Here is a 22,463-nt window from a genome sequence, read left to right on the forward strand (position 1 = left end):
ATTCCCACGCAGAGCGTGGGAACGATCAGCCCGCGTTGCCTGAGAAGGCAGCGCGGGCTTTTTCGTTTTCGGGGTTCAGTCAGCGGCGGGAACCACTTCCAGGACGCGAATCTGCTCCGGCGTCGGGTAATGCCAGCGCACATCCAGATCCCAGAACTGCGCGCCGTATTCGCGTTCGGGCGCGGGCGTCTGATACGCCGGACGCGGATCCTGGGCCAGGCATTGCTCGATCAGCGCCACTAACGGTTCATCGAGGCGTTGAGCGTGTGTGTGCGCCTGTTTCAGCGCCGAGTCCGTCCACTGCACGTCAATCAACTGCGGCGCAGCACTGGCGATGCTGTTGGACGCGTCAGCAATAATGTCGGCGTAGGGCACGTAGGGTTTGATGTCGAGAATCGGCGTGCCATCCAGCAGGTCGATACCGGAGATGAACAGGCGATTGGCCTCGACTTTGTCCAGCTTCACCACTGACTGGCCGATGCCGTTCGGCCGATGCGTGGCGCGAGTGGCGAACACGCCCATGGACTTGTTGCCACCCAGGCGCGGAGGGCGGACTTTGAGGCGCGGCTTGTCTTCCAGTGCCTGATGGAACAGGAACAGCAGCCAGACATGACTGACCTGCTCCAGTCCCTGTACTGCGTCGCCCTGATCGAACGGTGCCACCAGTTCCAGCACGCCACGGGCGGCGGGGGCCAGTTGCGGCTGGCGCGGGATGGCAAACTTCTCCTTGAAGCAGGAGCGGACAAAGCCGATGGGGGAGACGCTGTAAGTCATGGTTTGCATTCGAAGCGGAGCAGGGCGGGCATGATAACCCGGCAGGCTTCAAGTCTGGTGGTGTCAGACCTGGCCTCTTCGCGAGCAAGCTCGCTCCCACAGGGAAACGCATTCCAAATGTGGGAGCGAGCTTGCTCGCGAAGGCCGGATCGCCGACCTAAAGACTGAATCCGCCATCCAGCGGAATGATATTCCCGGTCATGTAGGCCCCGGCAGTACTCGCCAGGCTGATCGCCAACGCCGCCATTTCCTCTTCACGGCCCCAACGTTTCATCGGGATCAGCGCGGTGTCTTCGGCCAGTGCCTGCTGATCGTTGCCGATATGCTGGGTCATCTTGCTCGGGAAACGCCCCGGCGCGATGACGTTGACGTTGATGTGCTGGCTCACCAGTTCCCGGGCGAGAATTCGCGACAGTTGATGCAGAGCAGCCTTGCTCGGCCCGTAGGCGTAGGCCTGTTCACCGAAAGACGAGATCCCCGCCACCGAACCGATGTTGATGATCCGCGCCGGATTGGCCGCCGAGCCGGATTTGCGCAGCAACGGCAGAAACTGCTGGATGCAACTGAACACCGAGGTCACGTTGAGTTGCATGACCTTTTCCCAGCCCTTGACCGGGTAGCTCTCCAGCGGCGCGCCCCAGGTGGTGCCGGCGTTGTTCACCAGAATGTCCAGATGAGTGATCTGCTCGCCCAGTCGCGCGGCCAGTTCTTTAACGCCTTCTTCCGTCGCCAGATTCGCCGCCACGCCCAGGCAAGTGCCCACGGCACTGAGTTCTTCAGCGGTTTGATGACAGGCTTCAGCGTCACGGGAGCAGACGTACACGCGGGCGCCGGCTTCGACAAAGGCCTTGGCGATCATTTTGCCGATACCACGGGTGCCGCCGGTCACCAGGGCGGTGCGGCCTTGCAGGGAGAAATACGGGTGCATGGCGAATCCTGAGGGCTAGGGTTCAGTACACCCTAGTCGCCGGCCGCGAAAAGCGGAGCCACTATTTTTGGAAGGAATGGAGGGGCATGCATGAAAACGGCGACCGAAGTCGCCGTTTTGTTTTTGCAAAAAAATCAGCCGCGAACGCGCAGGGTCAGGCCCTTGAGGAAATTGCGCAGCAACTGATCGCCGCACGGGCGGTAGTTGGTGTGGCCGACCTTGCGGAACAGCGCGCTCAGCTCAGGCTTGGACACCGGAAAATCGGCCGACTTGAGGATCGCGTGCATGTCGTCTTCTTTCAGTTCGAAGGCCACGCGCAGCTTTTTCAGGATGATGTTGTTGGTCACCGGCACTTCGATCGGCAGCGGCGGACGGCTCTCGTCCTTGCCGCGCTTGAAAATCACCAGACCGTCGAGGAAGTGCGCGATGACTTCGTCCGGGCAGCGCACGAAGCCTTCTTCGTCTTCTTCTTTCTTGTCGAGGTACGTCACGACATCGGCAAGCGTGACGTCCAGGCCGCCGAGTTTGATGATCTCGACCACTTTCTTGTCGCTGATGTCGAGCATGTAGCGCACGCTGCGCAGAACGTCGTTGTGAACCATGTGTGCAATCCTGTTTGTTCGCTGTGGGCATCGCGCGGGCGCGGTGCCGGAAATATAGGGTGGCTTGCGAGCCTTAGAATTTCTCTTTGCCGGACAGGTAGCGCCATTGGCCGACCGGCACCTTGCCGATGGACACGCCGCCGATGCGGATGCGGCGGCTGCCGATCACCTTCAGGCCGACCGCTTCGCAGAGCTGGGCGATGATTCCCGGCTGCGGGTTCTTCATGGCGAAGCGCAGGCGGTTTTCGTTCTGCCAGCTGGCCTTGACCGGCGGCAGCTCCTTGCCCTTGTGGGTGAGACCATGCTGCAGGCGATTGAGGCCGTGGGCGACCATTTCGCCTTCGACTTCGACCACGTATTCCTGCTCGATCCTGGCTGCGTCGGCGGTGAGCTTGCGCAGCACCTTCCAGTCCTGGGTGAACACCAGCAGGCCGCTGGCCTTGGGTTGCAGGTCGGCGCTGGCGGTCAGGCGCAGGAAGTGCCCGCGCAGCGGTCGCTTGCCGTAGCGGTGCTCTTCGCTGAGGGTGTCGGCGCTCAGCGACTGCATCGCAGTGTCGACATCCATGCCCGCCGGCACGTTGAGCAGAATGGTCACCGGCTCTGGCGCGGTGGCCTTGGCGTCCTTGTCGAGCTCGACTTTCTGGTCGCCGACCTTGAACTGCGGCTCGTCGATGACTTCGCCGTCCACGGTGACCCAGCCGCCCTCGATGAACAGCTCGGCCTCCCGGCGGGAGCAACCGACCAGTTCGATGAGGCGTTTGGAGAGGCGAATCGGGTCAGTCATGACAGGGCCGTAACAAAAAAGGGGTGGGCATTGTACCTGCCTGGCGCCGGTTAATCGCGATTGCATTTGTACCGTGTGGCTTTTAGCCGCGTACGGCGCGCTGTTCCGGCTGTTTCAGACGCATGTGCAGCAGTGGATACGGCTGTCCCATGCCATCGACTTCCGAGCGGCCGATCACCTCGAATCCCTGTTTGAAGTAAAAACCCAGGGCCTGCGGATTCTGCTCGTTGACGTCCAGTTCATCGGCGTTCAGGTGTTCCATGGCGTATCTCAGTAGCTTCTTGCCCAGGCCCTGGCCGCGATGCTCGGGGTCGATGAACAGCATTTCGATCTTGCCCGCCGCCACGCCGGCAAACCCGGTGATGCGCTGGTGGCTGTCCCTGGTGCAGATCAGCATCACCGCATCGAGGTAGCGGGTCAGCACCAGATTGCGCAACAGCTCGATGTAGCTGTCCGGCAGAAAATCATGTGTGGCACGAACCGAGGCCTCCCAGACCCGGGTCAGTTCCTGATAATCGCTGAGTTTCGGCGTGTGAATGACCGAATGGTGGCGCATGCCCGATAGCCTCTTTGTCATGGATGAGGGAGTCCTTCCCCTCACAAACGATAGCCGTAAAAAAGCCCCGCATCTCGTAAAAGAGAGCGGGGCTTTTCGTATTTTTCGCGTTTAGATCTGTTCGGCCCAGAGGTCGTATTCGTCGGCGTCGGTCACCTTGCACCAGACCTTGTCGCCCGGCTTGAGGTTGCTGCCGTTGTCGATGAATACGTTGCCGTCGATTTCCGGGGCGTCGAAGAAGCAGCGGCCGACTGCGCCTTGCTCGTCGACTTCGTCCACCAGCACTTCGATCTCGCGGCCGATGCGCATTTGCAGACGGGCCGAGCTGATTTCCTGCTGGTGTGCCATGAAGCGCTCCCAACGATCCTGCTTGACGTCGTCCGGAACGATATCCAGGTTCAGGTCATTGGCCGGTGCGCCTTCGACCGGCGAGTACTGGAAGCAGCCGACGCGGTCGAGCTGGGCTTCGGTCAGCCAGTCCAGCAGGTACTGGAAGTCCTCTTCGGTTTCACCGGGGAAGCCGACGATGAAGGTCGAACGGATGATCAGGTCCGGGCAGATCTCGCGCCAGTTCTTGATCCGAGCCAGGGTCTTGTCTTCGAACGCCGGGCGTTTCATCGCCTTCAGGACTTTCGGGCTGGCGTGCTGGAACGGGATGTCCAGGTACGGCAGGATCTTGCCGGCGGCCATCAGCGGGATCAGCTCGTCGACGTGCGGGTACGGGTAAACGTAGTGCAGACGGACCCAGACGCCGAGGGTGCTCAGCGCTTCGCACAGTTCGGTCATGCGGGTTTTCACCGGCGCGCCGTTCCAGAAACCGGTGCGGTATTTGACGTCAACGCCGTAGGCGCTGGTGTCCTGGGAAATCACCAGCAATTCCTTCACGCCGGATTTCACCAGGCGCTGGGCTTCGTCGAGCACGTCGCCGACCGGACGGCTGACCAGTTTGCCGCGCATCGACGGGATGATGCAGAAGCTGCAGCTGTGGTTGCAGCCTTCGGAAATCTTCAGATACGCGTAGTGACGCGGAGTCAGCTTGATGCCTTGCGGCGGCACCAGGTCGATCAGCGGGTTGTGATCCTGCTTCGGCGGCACGACTTCGTGCACCGCGTTGACCACTTGCTCGTACTGCTGCGGACCGGTGACGGCCAGCACGCTCGGGTGCACGTCACGGATGTTGCCTTCTTCCACGCCCATGCAGCCGGTCACGATGACCTTGCCGTTTTCCTTGATCGCTTCACCGATGACTTCCAGCGATTCGGCCTTGGCCGAGTCGATGAAGCCGCAGGTGTTGACCACGACCACGTCGGCGTCCTGATAGGTGGACACCACGTCATAGCCTTCCATGCGCAGCTGGGTCAGGATGCGCTCGGAGTCGACCAGTGCTTTCGGGCAACCCAGAGAAACGAAGCCAACCTTTGGATTGGCCGGCGCAGGAGTGGTGGACATGTCTAACCTCGGTGTTTTGTGACGTCGCTTGCCTGATGGCGGAAGCCGACGGACGGGCGCTTGAAGTGCGCCTCTGATCAAAAAGTGCGCAATTCTAGCGATGAGCAACGCACTTGACCAGCTTTATGCAGGGAAATACGACGAGTGCTGCGCTATGCTTCGCGCCGTTGAGCTTTACCAATTTTTTACAGTCAACAAAACGTCTGTAACAGCAGGTAAAACAGCGCATGCTGCACCACAAAGCATAGTGCTTCATTCAAGAAGCCGGTTCTGAGAAGTAGGAGTGTTGGATGGGTCAGGCAAGTAGTCATGCGGCAGGCGCCGAAGGTTCGGCCACCAAGCCGCTGAGTATGCTGGTCGCGGCAGTCGGGGTAGTTTACGGCGACATCGGCACGAGCCCGTTGTACACCCTCAAAGAAGTGTTTTCCGGCGGTTACGGCGTACCGGTGAACCACGACGGAGTGCTGGGCATTCTGTCGTTGATCTTCTGGTCGCTGATCTGGGTCGTGTCGATCAAATACATGATGTTCGTGCTGCGTGCCGACAACCAGGGCGAGGGCGGCATCATGGCGCTCACCGCACTGGCACGGCGGGCAGCGGGGGAGCGCAGAAAATTGCGTTCGCTGCTGGTGGTCTGCGGCTTGATCGGCGCAGCGCTGTTCTATGGCGACAGCATGATCACCCCGGCGATCTCTGTGCTGTCGGCCATCGAGGGTCTGGGCCTGGCATTTGAGGGGATCGACCATTGGGTCGTGCCGTTGTCATTGGTGGTGCTGGTCGGGCTGTTTCTGATCCAGAGCCATGGCACAGCACGGATCGGCATTCTTTTCGGGCCGATCATGGTCACCTGGTTCCTCGTTCTCGGCGCTCTGGGCGTGTACGGCATCAGCCATTCCCCGGAAGTGCTGAAGGCCCTGAACCCGATCTGGGCCGTGCGCTTTTTCATGGTGCATACCGGCATGGGCGTGGCGATTCTCGGCGCCGTGGTGCTGGCGCTGACCGGTGCCGAAGCGCTGTACGCCGATATGGGCCACTTCGGTCGCAAGCCTATCGCCCGGGCTTGGTTCCTGCTGGTGCTGCCGGCGCTGGTGCTTAACTACTTCGGACAGGGCGCCTTGCTGCTGGACAACCCGGAAGCGGCGCGCAACCCGTTCTACCTGCTGGCCCCGGGCTGGGCGCTGATTCCGCTGGTCGGTCTGTCGACCCTGGCCACCGTCATTGCGTCCCAGGCGGTGATTTCCGGCGCGTTCTCCCTGACCCGTCAGGCGATTCAGCTTGGTTACATTCCGCGTATGTACATCCAGCACACGTCCAGCGACGAGCAGGGCCAGATTTATATTGGCGCAGTGAACTGGGCGCTGATGGTCGGCGTTGTCCTGTTGGTGCTGGGCTTCGAATCCTCCGGCGCACTGGCCTCGGCCTATGGTGTTGCGGTAACCGGCACCATGCTGATGACTACGATTCTGGTGTCGGCGGTCATGTTGCTGTTGTGGAAATGGCCGCCGGTGCTGGCCGTGCCGGTGCTGATCGGCTTCCTGCTGGTGGACGGTCTGTACTTCGCCGCCAACGTGCCGAAGATTGTGCAGGGCGGTGCCTTCCCAGTGATCGCCGGTATCGCGCTGTTCGTACTGATGACCACCTGGAAACGCGGTAAGCAGTTGCTGGTCGAGCGCCTTGACGAAGGCGCTCTGCCGCTGCCGATCTTCATCAGCAGTATCCGCGTGCAGCCGCCACATCGTGTGCAGGGCACTGCCGTGTTCCTGACTGCGCGCTCCGACGCAGTGCCACACGCGCTGTTGCACAACCTGCTGCACAACCAGGTCTTGCACGAGCAGGTTGTGCTGTTGACCGTGGTCTACGAAGACATTCCGCGCGTACCACCATCCCGACGCTTCGAAGTCGAGGCCCATGGCGAAGGCTTCTTCCGGGTGATCCTGCACTTCGGCTTCACTGATGAGCCGGACGTGCCGCAGGCACTGAAGCTGTGCCATCTGGACGACCTCGACTTCAGCCCGATGCGCACCACCTACTTCCTCAGCCGCGAAACGGTCATCGCCTCGAAACTCGAAGGCATGGCACGTTGGCGTGAAGCGCTGTTTGCGTTCATGTTGAAGAACGCCAACGGGAACCTGCGGTTCTTCAATCTGCCGCTGAACCGGGTGATTGAGTTGGGGACGCAGGTGGAGATGTAGGCTCCGTCTGAACTGAAAGCCCCCGTCAGCCTTGTGGCTGTCGGGGGCTTTTTTGTGCGTGTCCGGTTGGAGTGCTTGGTCGGATAGTGGAAACAGCAAGTTGCACTGTGTTTAATTCAGCACAATACTTTGTGCATTAACGTACGCATCAGCATGTGAGTGAGAGGTGATTATGACGGCATTATTAGAGCGTGCTGACCAAGCAATTTCCGTGACTGCCATGGTCAGGAGCTTCAGCGCGAAGCTCAAGGAGATTTCCAGTCGTGCCACTGAGCGTCTGGTCATCTTCAAGGACAATCAACCGGCAGCGGTCATCATCAACGTGCAGGCCTATCAGGAAATGCTGGATGAACTTGAGGACCTTCGCATTGAAGCGGCAGCCCGCGAACGTCTGAGCAATTTTGATCAGACCAAGGCTGTCAGCCATGAGGATATGCGGGCAAGGTACGCCCGGAAGGATTAAGGGAGCGCTGGATGGTTTGGGGAGTGATTTATCATCCGGAAGTCCAAGGGGATCTTGATCAATTGGGATCAGCAGCTGCCAACCGGATACTGGATGTGATCGAAGAACGGATCATCCACGGCGAGCCGGATAAAAGTGGCAAGCCTCTGAGAGCCAGTCTTGCGGGGTGCAGACGAATTCGAACGGGCGACACGCGAATCGTTTATAGAGTTGATGGCCGGGCCATCCAGGTGTTGATCGTTGCGGTGGGGGCTCGACGTGACGAAGAGGTGTATGGCGCTGCTGAAAGGCGCCTCTGAACAAAAGGCCACCGTCAGCCTTTTGGCTGGCGGGGCTTTTTCGTTTTTATGCCGTTACATGCTTTTGGGCAACTCTGCTTCAGACTCGGTTTTCGTTCTCGCGGGTCGCAGCATCAGGGCCTTCATCACGTCGTCGACCAAGGCTTTGCCGATTATCGTCAGGTAGTGCGCGGCCCAGGCGTGACGGTCGCTCTCCTTGTCGTAGGCGGCATCCTCGGCGAAGGATTTGGCGAGGAACAATAGGTCTGAAGCCTGGGACAGTGCTTCGACGATCGGGACGCCGGAGCGAACGTTGAGTAACGCCTGATCCGAGCTGTAGAGGAAAGAGGTGAAGCCGATTGTTGTGAGATCTGCGGGGGACGGCGATTTCGTTTCGGTCATGGTGTTACTCCTTGGTTCGAGGAGCTGCGACTTCCGTTACCACACGAAAGGGAGGCAGCTGTACGCAGGGTGGTAAACCGGGAACCAAGGAAACCGGCACGCCCGAAGGCGTCCCACGCACAGCTGCCATAACTCGAAATCACAGGCTTGAAAGTGTCTGTGATTGTGATGAGGGTGCTGTTGCGCTGGTTTATCCGGGTTACCACACCCGATCGCTGAAAGGGTCAGCGACCTCTGGAGAGTATCCCGTCGGAAAACAGCGCAATAGGGCGGCAAAGTGCTCAAGCAGGAGATTAGGAGTTTGCCTACAAGGTATGCGGACGTCATCTGATATTGCGACACCAGACGTAAACGAAATTCAATGTTGATGGAGGTTTTGCGCGTCTTTGATGCGGCAGATGAATGTGGAGTTGACGACTCGAAAAGGCCAATGAAGCAGGTGTCCACGTTTTATGGAATGTGGACGCCTGGCGTTTTCAATTTCATGAAGAGTCAAGCATTGAGTGAAAAAGCCCCCGCAACTGCGAAGTTGCGGGGGCTTTTTTGGGGGGCGCTTCAGATCACTCTTCCGCCACCTGCGCCGTGTTCTGGCGCTTCTCGATCAAGTCCACCAGACGCTTGGCCAGCGCCGGGTAGTTCTCGTCGAAGTGGTGGCCGCCAGGCAGCTTCACCGCTTCGCCCACTGCGGTCTTGTCGGTGCAGCCGCTTTCGTCGGTTTCTTCTTCACCGTAGATGCACACGACCTTGGCCGGTGGCAGCTTGGCCATTTCCGGGCCGGTGGCGGCTTCTTTGCCGGCATTGCCGAGCCAGCCTTCGACTTCGATTTCGAAACTGCCGGTGCGGGCGAAGGCCAGCAGGATGATTGCGTCGACGCGTTGCTGCTCGGTTTCCGGCAGGCGGTTGTAGATGGCCGGCAGGACGTCGGCGCCGAACGAGTAACCGGTCAGGATGAAGCGTTTGGTGCCCCATTTCTGGCGGTAGTGCTGCATCAGTTCGGTCAGGTCCAGCGCGCTCTGTTCCGGGCTCTTGTGCTGCCAGTAATAGCGCAGGGTGTCGATGCCGACGACCGGGTAGCCGATCTTGGCCATTTCACCGGCCACGTCGCGGTCCAGGTCACGCCAGCCGCCGTCGCCGGACAGGAACAGGGTCACGGTGTCCTTGGCCTGGCCGGCCGGGACTTCCACCACCGGGATCTGCAGGCCGCCGTTGGCCTTGTCGCCGCCGACGAGGATCTTGCGCAGTTCGTTGTTCAGCACTTGCGGCAGGTTGATGTCGTAGTCGCTGATGCTGGTTTCGGCGTTCGGTTGATCGCGCACGAAACCGGCGCTGGTGTCGTCCGGGTTGTCGTTCCACGCCACCAGCCAGTGACCGTGGGCGGAGGATTTTGGCAGCAGATGGGTGCAGCCGGGTTTTTCCAGGGCCAGGTCGACGGAGACGGCCTGGGCCTTGTCGTCTTTCTGTTCGGACAACCAGCGCCACGCCAGCACGGCGCCGGGGCCGATGCCACTGACCAGCGTCGCCGGGCCGTTCAGTTCGCGCAGGCCGGCTTGCAGGGCGCGGCTCTGCAGCAGGCAGTCCTTGGGCAGGATCACCTGAACGATCTGCGCCGAGGCGCTGCGGCTCAGGGTGCTCAGTTGCTTGTCGCTGAGTTTCTGGTCGTCGTTGACCGCCACCAGCACCTGAGCCTTGGGCTTGGTGCCGGGGATGACCCGGGTCATGGCGGCGCCATCGGCCGGGGTGAGCTGTTCGAGGGTCGGTTCCGGTGCCGGGCGTTTGAGGTACCAGAAACCGCCACCGGCAATCGCGGCCAGCACCAGCAGTGCGACCAGGATGTACTTCAGGGAGCGTTGAATCATCAGCGTTTCACCAATCCAGTCAAGCCGCCCGCGATCAGGGCAGCAGTGTCGGCCAGCGCCACCAGCGGATCGAGTCCGGCGGGCACGGCCATATAACGGGGTTCCCAGTCAGGCTGGAACTTGTCTTTGAAGCGGCGCAAGCCTTGGAAGTTGTACAGCTGCTCACCACGGCGGAAAACCATCGAGCCCAGACGCTGGGTCAGCGGTGCCCCGCGCCGGGGTTGCAACCCCGACAGCGGCACCATGCCCAGGCTGAAGCGCGCGTATCCGTGACTCTTATAGTGTTGAATCAGACCGACCATCATGAATTCCATGGTCAGCTTGGGGGCGTCCGGGTGCGCGCGCATCAGGTCGAGACTGGCCAGATCATGGCTGTAGGTCTCGAGCAGGTTGGCGAACGCCACCGGGCGGCCTTCGAAGCGAATCACCGCGATGCGGAAATGCCTCAGGTAATCGTCGCTGAAACGGCCGAGGGAGAAGCCTTTCTCGCGCACGTTCTTGCCGGTGAGCCAGGCATCGGAAATCACCTTGAGCTCATCCATCGGTGCATGGCCCGGCTCATGGATTTCCAGCGACAGACCATCGCGGGTGCCACGATTCCAGGTGTAGCGCAGGTCCTTCATCTCCTTGCCCTTGGCTTCCAGGTCAAAGCGATGCAGATCGACCCGGGCTTCTTCGCCCAGCTTGATCGCGGTCAGGCCGATGTCCATGTAGTACGGCAGGTTCTCGGCGCGCACCTGATAGAACACCGGGCGGGCGTGATGGATGTCGCACAGGTCGCGGAACTGCCAGATCATCTCGGCCCGTTGCTGGCCGGGGCCGATCGGGTCGTACAGGGCCACCAGACTGCGGCCGCGACGGGCATACATCAGGAAGGCTTCATCATTGGGGTGAAACAGCAGCGCCTTGTCGCCGGTCAGGGCCAGGCCGCCGTCCGGTTGCGAAGAGGCCATCAGGATTTTCGAGGCGCGTTCCAGCTCATCGGGTGTCGGCAAGTGGATCACCGGGCGAGCGGTGCGCAGCAGCCAGGTCAGGGCGATCACCAGCAACAACACGGCGGCACCGAGCAGCGAGCGCAGACCGCGCGGGGCGTCGGCGTCGAGGGTGAACTGCCACCACAGTTGATGGCTGTACGGAACGTCCTGATAAGCGAACAGCAAAAGCCAGGTCGAAGCACCGAGTACGCACAGGCTGGCCACCAGATACAGCGGCGAGAACGGCAGTTCGGTCAGACGGCTCGGGCGATAGAACGAACGACGGAACACCCCCAGCAGCGCGGCGGTGAGGGTCATCAGGGTTGCCTCTTCCCAGTCGAAACCCTTGAGCAGCGAGAGCAGGGCGCCCACCAGCAACAGAATGGTGGTCAGCATCCATGCCGCCGACAACCGGCGACGCAGGCCTTGAGCGAGCATCAGGCACAGCACGCCGATCAGGCTGGCGCCAAAGTGCGAGGCGTCGACCAGACGGTGAGGAATCAGAAAACCGATGTGCTCCAGACGAGTGTCGATCTCTGGCGTCGCGCCGGAAAACAGCAGCACCACGCCGGACAGGAACACCAGCACCGCGAGGATCGGTGCCGCCAGACCGGACGCTGCACGCATGGTCTGCGACTGAAACAGGCGCTGGCCTTCGTTGAGCAGCAACAGCACGCAGGCCACCAGCAACGGCAGCACTACATAGATCAGGCGATACAGCAGCAGGGCGGCAGCCAGCGGCGCGGCGCCGAGTTTGTCGGCGAACGCAGCGAGCAGAATCGCTTCAAAAACACCCACACCACCCGGAACGTGGCTGAGTACACCGGCCGCCAGTGCCAGCAGATAGACCAACAGGAATGCACCGAAGGGCGGCGCTTGCGGCAGCAGCAGATAAAGCACGGTTGCAGCGGCGGCGACGTCGAGGGCGGTAATGACCAGTTGCAGGAACGTCAGGCGACGACCCGGCAGACGCAGGGTGCGACGACCGGCCCGGACCAGCAGGTTGTCCGGATAAGGTTGCTCCGGCAGGCGACGGCGATAGATGCCGATGGCCAGAATCGCACCGAGCAGCAACACCACGCCGGCAATCGTACCCAACAAGGTCTCGGACAGTCCCAGTGCCTGTGAGGCGGCCGGCAGGTTGCTCAGGGTCGCTAGGGCGGCCAGTGGCGGCAGGGCGCAGCCCAGCGACAGGCTGGCGAACAAGGTCATGTGCGCGACTTCGGAAGCGCCCAGGCCATGCCTTGCATATAGACGGTAACGCACCGAGCCACCGGACAGCATCGACAGGCCGATGGCATTGCCGATGGCAAACGCGGTGAAGCCGCCCAGAGCCAGGGTTTTCGGTGTCAGCGTCACGCGCGCATATCGACTGGCCGACCATTCGTAGCCGAGCAGAATGATGAAGCCGATGACTGTCGCACCGAGGGCGCCGAGAAGGGCCGGTTTCGGCACCTCGAGAATCGAGTCGTGCAGTGCGTCGAGATCGAGTTCGCTGAGCAGATGGCGACAGGCAATCAGCGCGATGGCGAACAGCAGCAAAGTGACCGCCAGACCGATCGGTTGCCGGTATTTGCTGATCCGATCCAGCAGGCGCAGACGCTCAGGCTTGATCGGTGGGTTCGCTGTGACGGTGTCTTGTGAATCAGACGAGTTGGCGCGCATCAATCACCTCTTGGATTGTGCGCGACAGGATGGAGGTATCCAGCCAAGTTACCAATCCCTGTAGAAAAAAATAATCACAAAATACTACGCCTCTCACCAGGTATCGGCGAGGGCAGCTCCTGGATTGCAGACGCCTTGCCTGCGACTTCAAGCATAGTCGCAACCTGGCGGGACTGAAGATCCTGAACGGTTCACTGCACAGTGACAGATCATTGTTGCGAAAGGACTTTTTCCACAGATACAAAAAAGGCCACTCTTTCGAGTAGCCTTTTTTGATGTTTGGTTGCGGGAGCCGGATTTGAACCGACGACCTTCGGGTTATGAGCCCGACGAGCTACCAGACTGCTCCATCCCGCGTCTGTGTGGCGGCATTCTACAGGCGAACGGCGGGGTGTCAACCGATAATCCCGTGAAAGGTCAAATAAGTGTGCAATCGCGGCAAACGGTCGCAGGGAAAGCGCTAAGTTTCGGAATCGGAACGATTTCCGGAGTGTTCGACTGGATCCGAAAAAACCGACGCGCACAAAAAAGGCCAATCTTTCGATTGGCCTTTTCTGATGTTTGGTTGCGGGAGCCGGATTTGAACCGACGACCTTCGGGTTATGAGCCCGACGAGCTACCAGACTGCTCCATCCCGCGTCTGTGTGGCGGCATTCTACAGAGGAATGCTGTGGTGTCAACCTTCAATTCGGATAAAACCTGTTGAGCTTCAATCGGTTAGCGCTGACGGACGGTCTTTTTATTGAGCGCAGGGCATACAGGGCAAGGGTTTCAGCTCTATTGGGGATTGGTTTTCGATTGAGTAAATAAATTCAAAGTCCTTTTCCTACAAACTGAAAAGAACATTCGTACCACTGGTGCTATATACAGGTGTCAGTGAGATACTGCCGGTCCGGCTCGCCATGTTTCCTTTTCTGTCATGACTCAGCGAAAAATCATCCACGTCGACTGTGACTGTTTCTACGCCGCCATCGAGATGCGGGATGACCCGAGCCTCGCCGGCAAGCCGTTGGCGGTCGGTGGTTCGGCGGACAGGCGCGGGGTGATCGCCACCTGCAACTATGAGGCGCGGGCTTACGGCGTTCGCTCGGCGATGTCGTCCGGGCATGCCTTGAAGCTGTGCCCGGACCTGACCATCGTCAAGCCGCGAATGGATGCCTATCGCGAGGCGTCGAAGGAAATTCATACGATCTTCAGCGATTACACCGACCTGATCGAGCCGCTTTCGCTGGACGAGGCCTATCTCGACGTCTCGGACAGCGCGCATTTCGGCGGCAGCGCCACGCGCATCGCCCAGGACATTCGTCGCCGGGTTTCCAATCAACTGCACATCACGGTCTCCGCCGGCGTGGCGCCGAACAAGTTTCTGGCCAAGATCGCCAGCGACTGGAGAAAGCCCAACGGCTTGTTCGTGATTACCCCGGACCAGGTCGAAGACTTCGTCAGTGGCCTGCCGGTGAGCAAGTTGCACGGGGTGGGCAAGGTCACGGCCGACAAGTTGAGCAGGCTTGGTATCAGTGACTGTCTGCAGTTGCGCGAGTGGGACAAGCTGGCGCTGGTGCGGGAATTCGGCAGTTTCGGCGAGCGCTTGTGGAGTCTGGCCCGTGGGATCGATGAGCGGTTGGTGCACAACGACAGCCGCCGTCAGTCGATCAGCGTCGAAAATACCTACGACGTCGATCTGCCGGATCTGCGCAGTTGCCTCGACAAGCTTCCGGAATTGCTGGAAACCCTGAAAACCCGCATGGCGCGGATCGACAGCAGTTACCGCCCCGGCAAGCCATTCGTCAAAGTGAAGTTTCACGATTTCACCCAGACCACGCTGGAGCAGGCCGGGGCAGGGCGGGATCTTGGCAGTTACCAATTGATGCTGACGCAGGCGTTCAACCGCGGTGGCAAACCGGTACGGCTATTAGGAGTGGGCGTGCGGCTGGAGGATTTGCGCGGCGGGTTCGAACAAATGGAATTGTTCGAGCGATAAGCGGACAAAAAAATGCCCGACTCAGGTTCGGGCATTTTTTCAGGGTTTTCAGTTCGGCCCCGGATCCGCCACCAGGCGCCCCGCATCCCGGGTCAGGGATTTGAGGAACTCGGTCTGCAACTCGGGATCGTTGCGGGTCAGTTCGATCAGACTTTGCTCCAGCTCACTGGCTTCTTCTTCCAGACCCAGTTCCGACAGACGCTTGACCCGGTGCACCCACTGGCTCACTTCGTCGTCTTCCAGATCGTCGTAGATCAGTGCGTGAGCCTCCAGCAACTTGCCGCGCAGGTGAGTGCTGATCGCCAAAGACGAATCGGAGTGCACGTCGTCCTTGCTGTCTTCGACAATGATCTGCAGTTTGCCTACATGATTGAGGTCGTTTTCGGCGAACGGGCTGTCCAGCAGGTTCAGACGCAGCACGCCGTGGCGATCGGTGGTCATGTCGAAGGTCTGCTTGCCGGCCTTGATCTGAACCGGGCGCTCGCTCCACGGCAGGCTCGAATACTCCGTGCGCTTGTCGCGCTGGACTTCGTCGATACCGGCCAGGTTCTGTTGCGCGCGACCATTGGATTGCACGTTCATGAACGGGTTGAGCCCGGCGAAACCGTAACTGAGCCAGTCACGGGTCACGCTGTCGGGCAGATTGCCAAGGGCAAACACGTTGACCACGTTCGCACCGATGCCGCCGACCACCGCCACCGCGCCCAGCGGAATCTCGTAGATCTCCCGCCATGGCTGGTAAGGCGTGTAACGGTCGTAATGGCGCGTGACCTCGAACTCGGTGACCTCGAAGGTCTTCTGTTCGTTGATCTTCACCCGCCGTTGCGGCAGCTCAAGCACCTTGGGCTCGCCGACATCGATCTGCAGGCTGTGATCGAGCAGTTTGCGCTCGACACGTTCCTCGTGCTCGCTGCGTTGTGACATGTGATTGGCACAGCCGCTGACCAGCAGGGTGCCGCACAGGGCGGCACCACCGAGGCCTAAGGTGTTTCGCTTGAACATGACGTCTCTATCTGGTTTCAGCGGCGGATACGGGCCTGAAGGAAGGACAGCACGTCGGCAACCGGCAGCGCTTGCGCCTGGCCTTCGGTACGGCTCTTGTATTCCAGGTTGCCTTCGGCAAGGCCGCGATCGCTGACCACGATCCGGTGCGGAATGCCGATCAGCTCCATGTCCGCGAACTTGATGCCCGGGCTGGTTTTCTTGTCGCGGTCGTCCAGCAACACTTCGAAGCCAGCCGCGGTCAGTTCCGCGTACAGCTTGTCGGTGGCTTCGCGCACCAGCTCGGTTTCATAGCGCAGTGGTACCAGGGCGATCTGGAACGGTGCCAGGGCGTCGCTCCAGATGATGCCGTTCTCGTCGTTGTTCTGCTCGATGGCGGCGGCCACCACGCGGGAAACGCCGATGCCGTAGCAACCCATTTCCAGGGTCACCGGCTTGCCGTTCTCGCCCAGCACTTCGCACTTCATCGCCTTGCTGTACTTGTTGCCCAGCTGGAAGATGTGCCCGACTTCGATGCCGCGCTTGATTTCCAGGGTGCCCTTGCCGTCCGGGCTCGGGTCGCCGGCCACGACGTTACGCAGGTCGGCCACGGTCGGAACCGGCAGATCACGCTCCCAGTTCACGCCGAAGTAGTGCTTGTCGTCGATGTTCGCACCGATGCCGAAGTCGCTCATCAGCTCGACCGAGCGGTCGATGATGATCGGCAGCGGCAGGTTCAGCGGGCCGAGGGAACCGGCGCCGGCGCCAATGGCGTCACGCAGTTCGGCATCGGAAGCCATGACCAGCGGGCTGGCAACACCTGGCTGGTTGGCAGCCTTGATTTCGTTCAGTTCGTGGTCGCCACGGATGATCAGCGCGATCAGCTTGCCTTCTTCTTCGGCGTGCACGATCAGGGTCTTGATGGTCTTTTCGATCGGCAGACCGAATTTTTCCACCAGGGCCGCGATGGTCTTGGTGTCTGGCGTGTCGACCAGGCGCAGCTCTTCGCTTGGCGCGGCACGCGAGGTTTCACGCGGTACGGCTTCCGCTTTCTCGATGTTCGCGGCGTAGTCGGAACCGTTGCTGAAAACGATATCGTCTTCGCCGGACTCGGCCAGCACGTGGAACTCGTGGGAACCGGCACCGCCGATCGAGCCGTTGTCGGCTTCCACCGGACGGAACTTCAGGCCCAGACGGGTGAAGATGTTGCAGTACGCTTCGTGCATGCGGTCATAGGTGACCTGCAGCGACGCCTGATCCGCATGGAAGGAGTACGAGTCTTTCATGATGAATTCGCGACCGCGCATCAGGCCGAAGCGTGGACGGATTTCGTCACGGAATTTGGTCTGGATCTGGTACAGGTTGATCGGCAGCTGTTTGTAGCTGCTCAACTCGTTGCGCATCAGATCGGTGATCACTTCTTCGTGGGTCGGGCCCGCGCAGAAATCACGACCGTGGCGGTCTTTGATGCGCAGCAGCTCAGGGCCGTATTCTTCCCAGCGCCCCGATTCCTGCCACAGCTCGGCCGGTTGGGTGCTCGGCATCAACACTTCCAGAGAGCCGGCGGCGTTCATCTCTTCGCGAACGATGGCTTCCACCTTGCGCATCACTCGCAAGCCCATCGGCAGCCATGTGTACAGGCCCGAGGCGAGTTTGCGGATCATGCCGGCGCGCAGCATCAGCTGATGGCTGATCACGACCGCGTCGGAAGGCGTTTCTTTCTGTGTGGCGAGCAAAAATTGACTGGTGCGCATGGTTGGCCGTTGTCGGTTGCTATGACTGGAAATGACGGAGCAGTGTAACGGCGAGATCCGCCGACGTACAGAAGTGCAACCCCGGCGCGAACCCTCTCGCCGGGTGCGAGATGTCTTACGATTCTTCCACGACGGAGGTCGGTGCAGGTTCCGGCGTCGGCGTCGGACCTTCGCGGCGGCTTTCCTGGAACCAGTGCAGGGCAATCAGCACCAGGGTCGGCACGCCGAGCAGCGCGGTGATCAGGAAGAAGTTGTGATAACCGAATTTCTCCACCATCACGCCGGAGTAGCCGCCGATCAGGCGTGGCAGCAGGAGCATGATCGAGCTGAGCAGGGCGTATTGAGTGGCGGAGAACTTCAGGTTGGTCAGGCTCGACAGGTAGGCGACGAACGCCGAGGTGGCCAGACCGGAACTGAAGTTGTCGAGAGAGATCGTCACCACCAGCATCTGCAGGTTCGGGCCCATGTCCGCCAGCATGAGGAACAGCAGGTTGGTGGCCGCCGACGCAGCGCCGCCGATGAACAGGATCGGCAGGATGCCGAAGCGCACGATCAGCAGACCGCCCATGCCGGCGCCGACGAGGGTCATGATCAGACCGAAAATCTTGCTGACGCTGGCGATCTGGTCCTTGGTGAAGCCCTGGTCGATGTAGAACACGTTGGCCATCACGCCCATCACCGTGTCGGACATCCGATAGGTGGCGATCAGGCCGAGCAGCAGCAGCGCCTGCCAGCGGTAGCGTAGGATGAAGTCGTTGACCGGCGTCAGCACCGGCGCCAGACCGCGACGGCCCATGGCCGAGAGGCACAGGCAGGTCAGCGTGGTGTAAAGAATCGCGCGCAGGAACGCCCGGTCTTCAAGCAGCAGGTCCAGCGGGCTCATGTCACCAAACAGCACGCTGGCGAAATCGGTGTTGTAGAGCTGGGTGAACATCGCCGGGACGGAGACCAGCAAAATGATCAGCACGAACACCGACATCAACTGATGCATGAAGGTGTAGCGCCCGGCCTGCAACTGAGTGCGCAATGGCACCGGCGGCTCGCGCATCAGCAGGGTGGTGAGCAGGGCAGGGACCATCAAGGCGCCGAACAGCACGTAGGTGCCGGTCCAGGCGGAGTGCTGGTAGTTGAACCCGGTGGAGCCGAAGCCTTCGGCGAAGAACAGTGCACCGGCGGTCGCGAGCAGGGCCGCCACCCGATAACCGGACATGTAACTGGCGGCCAGAGCGGCCTGACGGTTGTCTTCGGCGATTTCCAGGCGATAGGCGTCGACGGCGATGTCCTGGGTGGCGGAAGCGAAGGCGACGATCACTGCGATAGCGATCAGCCAGGACAGGTGTTTCTGCGGGTCGCAAAAGCCCATGCCGATCAGGCCGAGGATCACCAGCGTCTGTGAGAGCACCAGCCACGAGCGACGGCGCCCCAGCTTGCCGAGCAACGGCAGGCGCCATTGATCGAGCAGGGGCGACCAGACCCATTTGAAGGCATAGGCCAGACCGATCAGGCTGGCGTAGCCGATCGTCTCGCGGGCCACACCGGCTTCACGCAGCCAGACCGAAAGTGTCGAGAACACCAGCATGTACGGCAGGCCGGCGGCGAAACCCAGCAACAACAGCACGAGCGTCGAAGGACTGGCATAGGCGGCGAGCGCGGCGCGCCAGGTTTTACGGGGCATGGGCTGAAGTCTGCCTCAAGATTGCGAAAACAAAGCGCGCACTCTAACCGCTGTGCTCTACCGGACGCCAGCCATGGCGCCGAATATCCACACGATTGTTCAGGATGGTGATGCCTTCCATGCGCAATCGCGCCCGCTGTTCGTCCCCGGACGGGCTGCCCGCCGGCAGGCTGATCCGACCGCCGGCGCCGAGTACGCGGTGCCAGGGCAGTTTGGTATCGCCGGGCAATTGGCTCAGGGTCCGGCCGACCCAGCGGGCGGCGCGCCCCAACCCCGCCAGTTCGGCCAACTGACCATAGCTGACGACCTTGCCCTCGGGCACTTGGGCGAGGGTGGAATAGAGTGCCGTGCGTCGGATTTGCGGATCGTTTTCGCAGGCATGCATCGGGTCTGTCACGTGCGCGGTTCCTGAACTTGATCGCGTTATGTCCTCAAGCGTAATCGGTGCAAGGGCAATTGAGAAATGAACTCAATAGAAATAGCCGGGTCATTCCTTGTCAGGGAATTATTCCTACGGATAATGCCGACCATTTTTTCGCAAACTTGAGTCCCCGATTTGCTTATGTTGTCCAGAACCCTGCTGTGCCTTGCTGTCTTCAGTGCGTCCACACCCCTGCTTGCCGACACCGTCTGGTTGAAGAACGGTGACAAGCTGAGCGGCAAAATCACGCTGTTCGACGGTGGCAAGTTGCTGGTCCAGACCCAGTACGCGGGCGCAGTGACCATTGACTGGAAGCAGGTCAAGACGCTGGAGAGCGATCAGGAGTTGCTGGTCAAGCAGGACGCCTACAACGGCGAGAAGGCCAAGTCGCTGAGCGCTGCCGAAGACGGCAAGGTCACCCTGGCCAACGGCGAAGCGCCGAAAACCGTGGAGTTGGCGAGCATTCAGCAGATTCTCAAACCCAAACCGGTGGTCGAGGATCTGGTGTGGAAGGGCAACGTCGATCTGGCGCTGGATTATCAGCGCGCGGAAAAGGACACCGACGATTACGACATCGGCTTCAAGACGTCCGCCCGCCATGGTCGCTGGCGCCACACCGCCGAGGGCGAGTACAACCGCGAAGTGCAGGACGACGTGACCACCACCGACAACTGGCGCGCCGAGTATGCACTCGACCGTTTCCTGACGGACAAGTGGTTCTGGCAGGGGCGCCTGAATTACAAGCGCGACCACATCGAAGAGCTGGCGCGTCAGCGCGTGGTCGGTACAGGTCCGGGTTACCAGTTCTGGGATGACGAGCTGGGGGCATTCTCCCTGGGCTCGCTGCTCAACCGCACCGACTACCAGTATCGCGATGGCAGCAAGGACAACTTCTATTCGGTCGCGATGAAGTGGGATTACAACCGCTACCTGATCGGCAAGAAAGTCGAGTTCTTCACCAATGGCGAAGTCGGCAAGCCGCTGTCCGGTGTGGCCGACTATGCTCTGGATGCGGAAATGGGCCTGCGCTACAAGGTCACCGACTGGGCCTCCCTCAACCTCAAGGCCGAGCGCGACATCATCAGCGGCACCGAGGACGCGGACCTGAGCAAGACCCGCTACACCGCCGGTTTCGGCGTCGCCTGGTAAACAACAAAAAAGATCGCAGCCTGCGAAGGCTGCGATCTTTTTTTGCGCCCGGAAAAACAGACGCTCACAAAAAAGCCCCGCTTTTGAGGGCGGGGCCTTTTACTAAAGAAGCTACAAGTTAGATAACTTGTACTTCTTCAGCTTGCATGCCTTTCTGACCGCGGGTAGCGATGAAAGAAACCTGTTGGCCTTCTTTCAGGCTTTTGAAGCCGTCGGATTGGATAGCTTTGAAGTGAACGAACAGGTCGTCACCGGATTGTGGGGTGATGAAGCCGAAGCCTTTTTCATCGTTGAACCACTTAACGGTACCGGTTTGGCGATTAGACATGGTGTAACTCCTTGAACAAAGATAACTGCGACTCAGGAAGAACCCTGGCCGAGACTGAGTGCAAAGAGCAGGAAAAATTCTTGTAGATGGTTGGATCGAAATTCAACATATCGTGTAGAGATTCTCAGTGACACAAGCAGCACAGTGGCGCCACCTTAACCCTTTTTCCGGAACGTGCCAATGCTTCTTGCGAAGGTTTCTCTGTTTTAGGGATCGGCGGTCTGACGGTTCGTCGCCAGGCCGCGTAATTCCTGCACGTTCGGCGAGATTTGCAGCCCGGACTTTGAACCCGGCGGCGCGCCCGGTAAGATGCCGGACAGATTTTTTCCACCTCGCTATTCAGGACACCCGCCATGAGCATCAAATCGGACAAGTGGATTCGCCGCATGGCGCAGGAACACGGCATGATCGAGCCGTTCGTCGAGCGCCAGGTACGTGGCAGCGACGACAGCCGTGTGATCTCCTACGGTGTGTCGAGCTATGGCTACGATGTGCGTTGCACCAATCATTTCAAGGTGTTCACCAACATCAATTCAGCCATCGTCGATCCGAAAAACTTCGATGCCGGCAGCTTCGTCGACGTCCACAGCGACGTCTGCATCATTCCGCCGAACTCCTTCGCCCTGGCCACGACCGTTGAATACTTCCGTATTCCACGCAACGTCCTGACCATCTGCCTGGGCAAGAGCACCTACGCTCGCTGCGGCATCATCGTCAACGTCACCCCGCTCGAGCCCGAGTGGGAAGGCCAGGTGACCCTGGAGTTCTCGAACACCACCAACCTGCCGGCGAAGATCTACGCCAACGAAGGCGTGGCGCAGATGCTGTTCCTTGAATCCGACGAGGAATGCGAAGTCTCCTACAAGGATCGCGCCGGCAAGTACCAGGGCCAGCGTGGCGTGACCTTGCCACGTACCTGAGCCGTCCATCCGGCAGTTACCGGGAATTCTTCGGCGGGTAGACACTCTATGAGGTGTACTGCCCGATTCGCGGACAGCGAAACGGGCCTTCGCCGAGGAGTGCTCCATGAAGATCGATCCGCAAATCACTGCCGAACTGGCAAGGCTCGAGCCCAATCAGGTTGGCGTATTGGCCTGGTCCTTGTTGGCACACCCACCCATCGCCATGGCTGGCGGAATTCCTCACCAGCCCGATCCCGATACCCCCAACGAAGAACCGACCGAGCCCGGCGAGCCTACGTTGCCGGACAAACCGCCACCCGCGCCTGTCGCTTGATTGAATGTATGGCCC

21 protein-coding genes and 2 tRNA genes are annotated in these 22,463 nt (G+C 60.3%); 7 read left to right on the top strand and 16 right to left on the bottom strand.

Translation table 11 applies throughout. From position 1 onward, the window contains the following. Positions 1-75: 75 nt before the first annotated feature. The 6 genes from tsaA to rimO form a co-directional block, all read right to left on the bottom strand. Positions 76-774 (bottom strand): tRNA (N6-threonylcarbamoyladenosine(37)-N6)-methyltransferase TrmO, encoded by a 699-nt coding sequence (gene tsaA, locus CAF73_RS10295; RefSeq protein WP_176247720.1) that lies wholly within the window; start codon positions 772-774, stop codon positions 76-78. Between the two features lie 157 nt (positions 775-931). After that, positions 932-1,702 (bottom strand): SDR family oxidoreductase, encoded by a 771-nt coding sequence (locus CAF73_RS10300; RefSeq protein ID WP_085697390.1) that lies wholly within the window; start codon positions 1,700-1,702, stop codon positions 932-934. 134 nt (positions 1,703-1,836) lie between these two features. After that, on the bottom strand, positions 1,837-2,304 hold the full coding sequence (locus CAF73_RS10305) for a DUF1456 family protein (protein WP_085697391.1): 468 nt from the start codon (positions 2,302-2,304) through the stop codon (positions 1,837-1,839). 73 nt (positions 2,305-2,377) lie between these two features. Next, positions 2,378-3,088 carry an rRNA pseudouridine synthase gene (locus tag CAF73_RS10310; RefSeq protein WP_085702625.1) on the bottom strand — a complete coding sequence of 237 codons (711 nt, stop codon included), beginning with the start codon at positions 3,086-3,088 and terminating at the stop codon, positions 2,378-2,380. Positions 3,089-3,170: 82 nt separating this feature from the next. Next, positions 3,171-3,644, bottom strand: coding sequence for a GNAT family N-acetyltransferase (locus tag CAF73_RS10315; RefSeq protein WP_085702626.1), 474 nt, complete (start codon positions 3,642-3,644; stop codon positions 3,171-3,173). Positions 3,645-3,755: 111 nt separating this feature from the next. Then, a complete protein-coding gene (gene rimO / locus CAF73_RS10320; RefSeq protein ID WP_085697394.1) occupies positions 3,756-5,093 on the bottom strand; it encodes a 30S ribosomal protein S12 methylthiotransferase RimO in 1,338 nt (445 codons plus the stop codon). Between the two features lie 350 nt (positions 5,094-5,443). Between rimO and CAF73_RS10330 the strand changes: the two genes are divergently transcribed. From CAF73_RS10330 to CAF73_RS10340, 3 genes are all read left to right on the top strand, one after another. After that, on the top strand, positions 5,444-7,285 hold the full coding sequence (locus CAF73_RS10330; protein WP_371918965.1) for a potassium transporter Kup: 1,842 nt from the start codon (positions 5,444-5,446) through the stop codon (positions 7,283-7,285). Positions 7,286-7,457: 172 nt separating this feature from the next. Next, positions 7,458-7,748, top strand: a complete 291-nt coding sequence (locus CAF73_RS10335; RefSeq protein ID WP_085697396.1) for a Phd-YefM — start codon at positions 7,458-7,460, stop codon at positions 7,746-7,748. Positions 7,749-7,759: 11 nt separating this feature from the next. Next, a complete protein-coding gene (locus CAF73_RS10340; protein ID WP_007954964.1) occupies positions 7,760-8,047 on the top strand; it encodes a type II toxin-antitoxin system RelE/ParE family toxin in 288 nt (95 codons plus the stop codon). A 54-nt stretch (positions 8,048-8,101) separates the two neighbouring features. On the opposite strand, the gene CAF73_RS10345 is transcribed toward CAF73_RS10340, so the two are convergent. The 5 genes from CAF73_RS10345 to CAF73_RS10365 all read right to left on the bottom strand — a co-directional run bounded on the left by CAF73_RS10345 (position 8,102) and on the right by CAF73_RS10365 (position 13,562). Further along, on the bottom strand, positions 8,102-8,428 hold the full coding sequence (locus CAF73_RS10345) for a DUF3077 domain-containing protein (protein ID WP_085702628.1): 327 nt from the start codon (positions 8,426-8,428) through the stop codon (positions 8,102-8,104). A 560-nt stretch (positions 8,429-8,988) separates the two neighbouring features. Then, positions 8,989-10,284 carry a virulence factor family protein gene (locus tag CAF73_RS10350; RefSeq protein ID WP_085697398.1) on the bottom strand — a complete coding sequence of 432 codons (1,296 nt, stop codon included), beginning with the start codon at positions 10,282-10,284 and terminating at the stop codon, positions 8,989-8,991. Next, entirely contained in the window at positions 10,284-12,923 is a 2,640-nt protein-coding gene (gene mprF, locus CAF73_RS10355) for a bifunctional lysylphosphatidylglycerol flippase/synthetase MprF (protein ID WP_085702629.1), read from the bottom strand. Before mprF ends, CAF73_RS10350 begins: the two co-directional genes overlap by 1 nt. 280 nt (positions 12,924-13,203) lie before the next feature. After that, positions 13,204-13,280: transfer RNA gene (locus tag CAF73_RS10360), tRNA-Met, on the bottom strand. A gap of 205 nt (positions 13,281-13,485) precedes the next feature. Continuing rightward, a tRNA-Met gene (locus tag CAF73_RS10365) sits at positions 13,486-13,562 on the bottom strand. Positions 13,563-13,842: 280 nt separating this feature from the next. Here CAF73_RS10365 and dinB point away from each other — a divergent pair. Then, positions 13,843-14,904, top strand: coding sequence for a DNA polymerase IV (gene dinB, locus CAF73_RS10370; protein ID WP_085683305.1), 1,062 nt, complete (start codon positions 13,843-13,845; stop codon positions 14,902-14,904). A 48-nt stretch (positions 14,905-14,952) separates the two neighbouring features. On the opposite strand, the gene CAF73_RS10375 is transcribed toward dinB, so the two are convergent. The 4 genes from CAF73_RS10375 to CAF73_RS10390 form a co-directional block, all read right to left on the bottom strand. Continuing rightward, positions 14,953-15,906 (bottom strand): hypothetical protein, encoded by a 954-nt coding sequence (locus CAF73_RS10375; protein ID WP_085697400.1) that lies wholly within the window; start codon positions 15,904-15,906, stop codon positions 14,953-14,955. A 17-nt stretch (positions 15,907-15,923) separates the two neighbouring features. Then, positions 15,924-17,639, bottom strand: a complete 1,716-nt coding sequence (locus tag CAF73_RS10380; RefSeq protein WP_085697401.1) for a proline--tRNA ligase — start codon at positions 17,637-17,639, stop codon at positions 15,924-15,926. A gap of 115 nt (positions 17,640-17,754) precedes the next feature. After that, entirely contained in the window at positions 17,755-19,314 is a 1,560-nt protein-coding gene (locus tag CAF73_RS10385) for an AmpG family muropeptide MFS transporter (protein WP_085697402.1), read from the bottom strand. Between the two features lie 43 nt (positions 19,315-19,357). Continuing rightward, positions 19,358-19,699 (bottom strand): MGMT family protein, encoded by a 342-nt coding sequence (locus CAF73_RS10390; protein ID WP_170929714.1) that lies wholly within the window; start codon positions 19,697-19,699, stop codon positions 19,358-19,360. A gap of 177 nt (positions 19,700-19,876) precedes the next feature. Here CAF73_RS10390 and CAF73_RS10395 point away from each other — a divergent pair, with 177 nt between their 5' ends. Further along, complete coding sequence (locus CAF73_RS10395; protein WP_007954986.1) at positions 19,877-20,884, top strand: DUF481 domain-containing protein; 1,008 nt, start codon at positions 19,877-19,879, stop codon at positions 20,882-20,884. Positions 20,885-21,002: 118 nt separating this feature from the next. Here CAF73_RS10395 and CAF73_RS10400 read toward each other — a convergent pair whose 3' ends face one another. Then, positions 21,003-21,212 carry a cold-shock protein gene (locus CAF73_RS10400; RefSeq protein ID WP_002554837.1) on the bottom strand — a complete coding sequence of 70 codons (210 nt, stop codon included), beginning with the start codon at positions 21,210-21,212 and terminating at the stop codon, positions 21,003-21,005. A gap of 353 nt (positions 21,213-21,565) precedes the next feature. Between CAF73_RS10400 and dcd the strand changes: the two genes are divergently transcribed. After that, the gene (dcd, locus tag CAF73_RS10405; protein ID WP_007954988.1) at positions 21,566-22,132 is read left to right on the top strand and encodes a dCTP deaminase; all 567 of its coding nucleotides are present in this window, start codon (positions 21,566-21,568) and stop codon (positions 22,130-22,132) included. Positions 22,133-22,238: 106 nt separating this feature from the next. Further along, on the top strand, positions 22,239-22,448 hold the full coding sequence (locus CAF73_RS10410) for a hypothetical protein (RefSeq protein WP_085697404.1): 210 nt from the start codon (positions 22,239-22,241) through the stop codon (positions 22,446-22,448). Positions 22,449-22,463 lie beyond the last annotated feature (15 nt).

Origin of the sequence: Pseudomonas sp. B15(2017) (genome assembly GCF_002113215.1) — a bacterium.
GTDB lineage: Bacteria > Pseudomonadota > Gammaproteobacteria > Pseudomonadales > Pseudomonadaceae > Aquipseudomonas.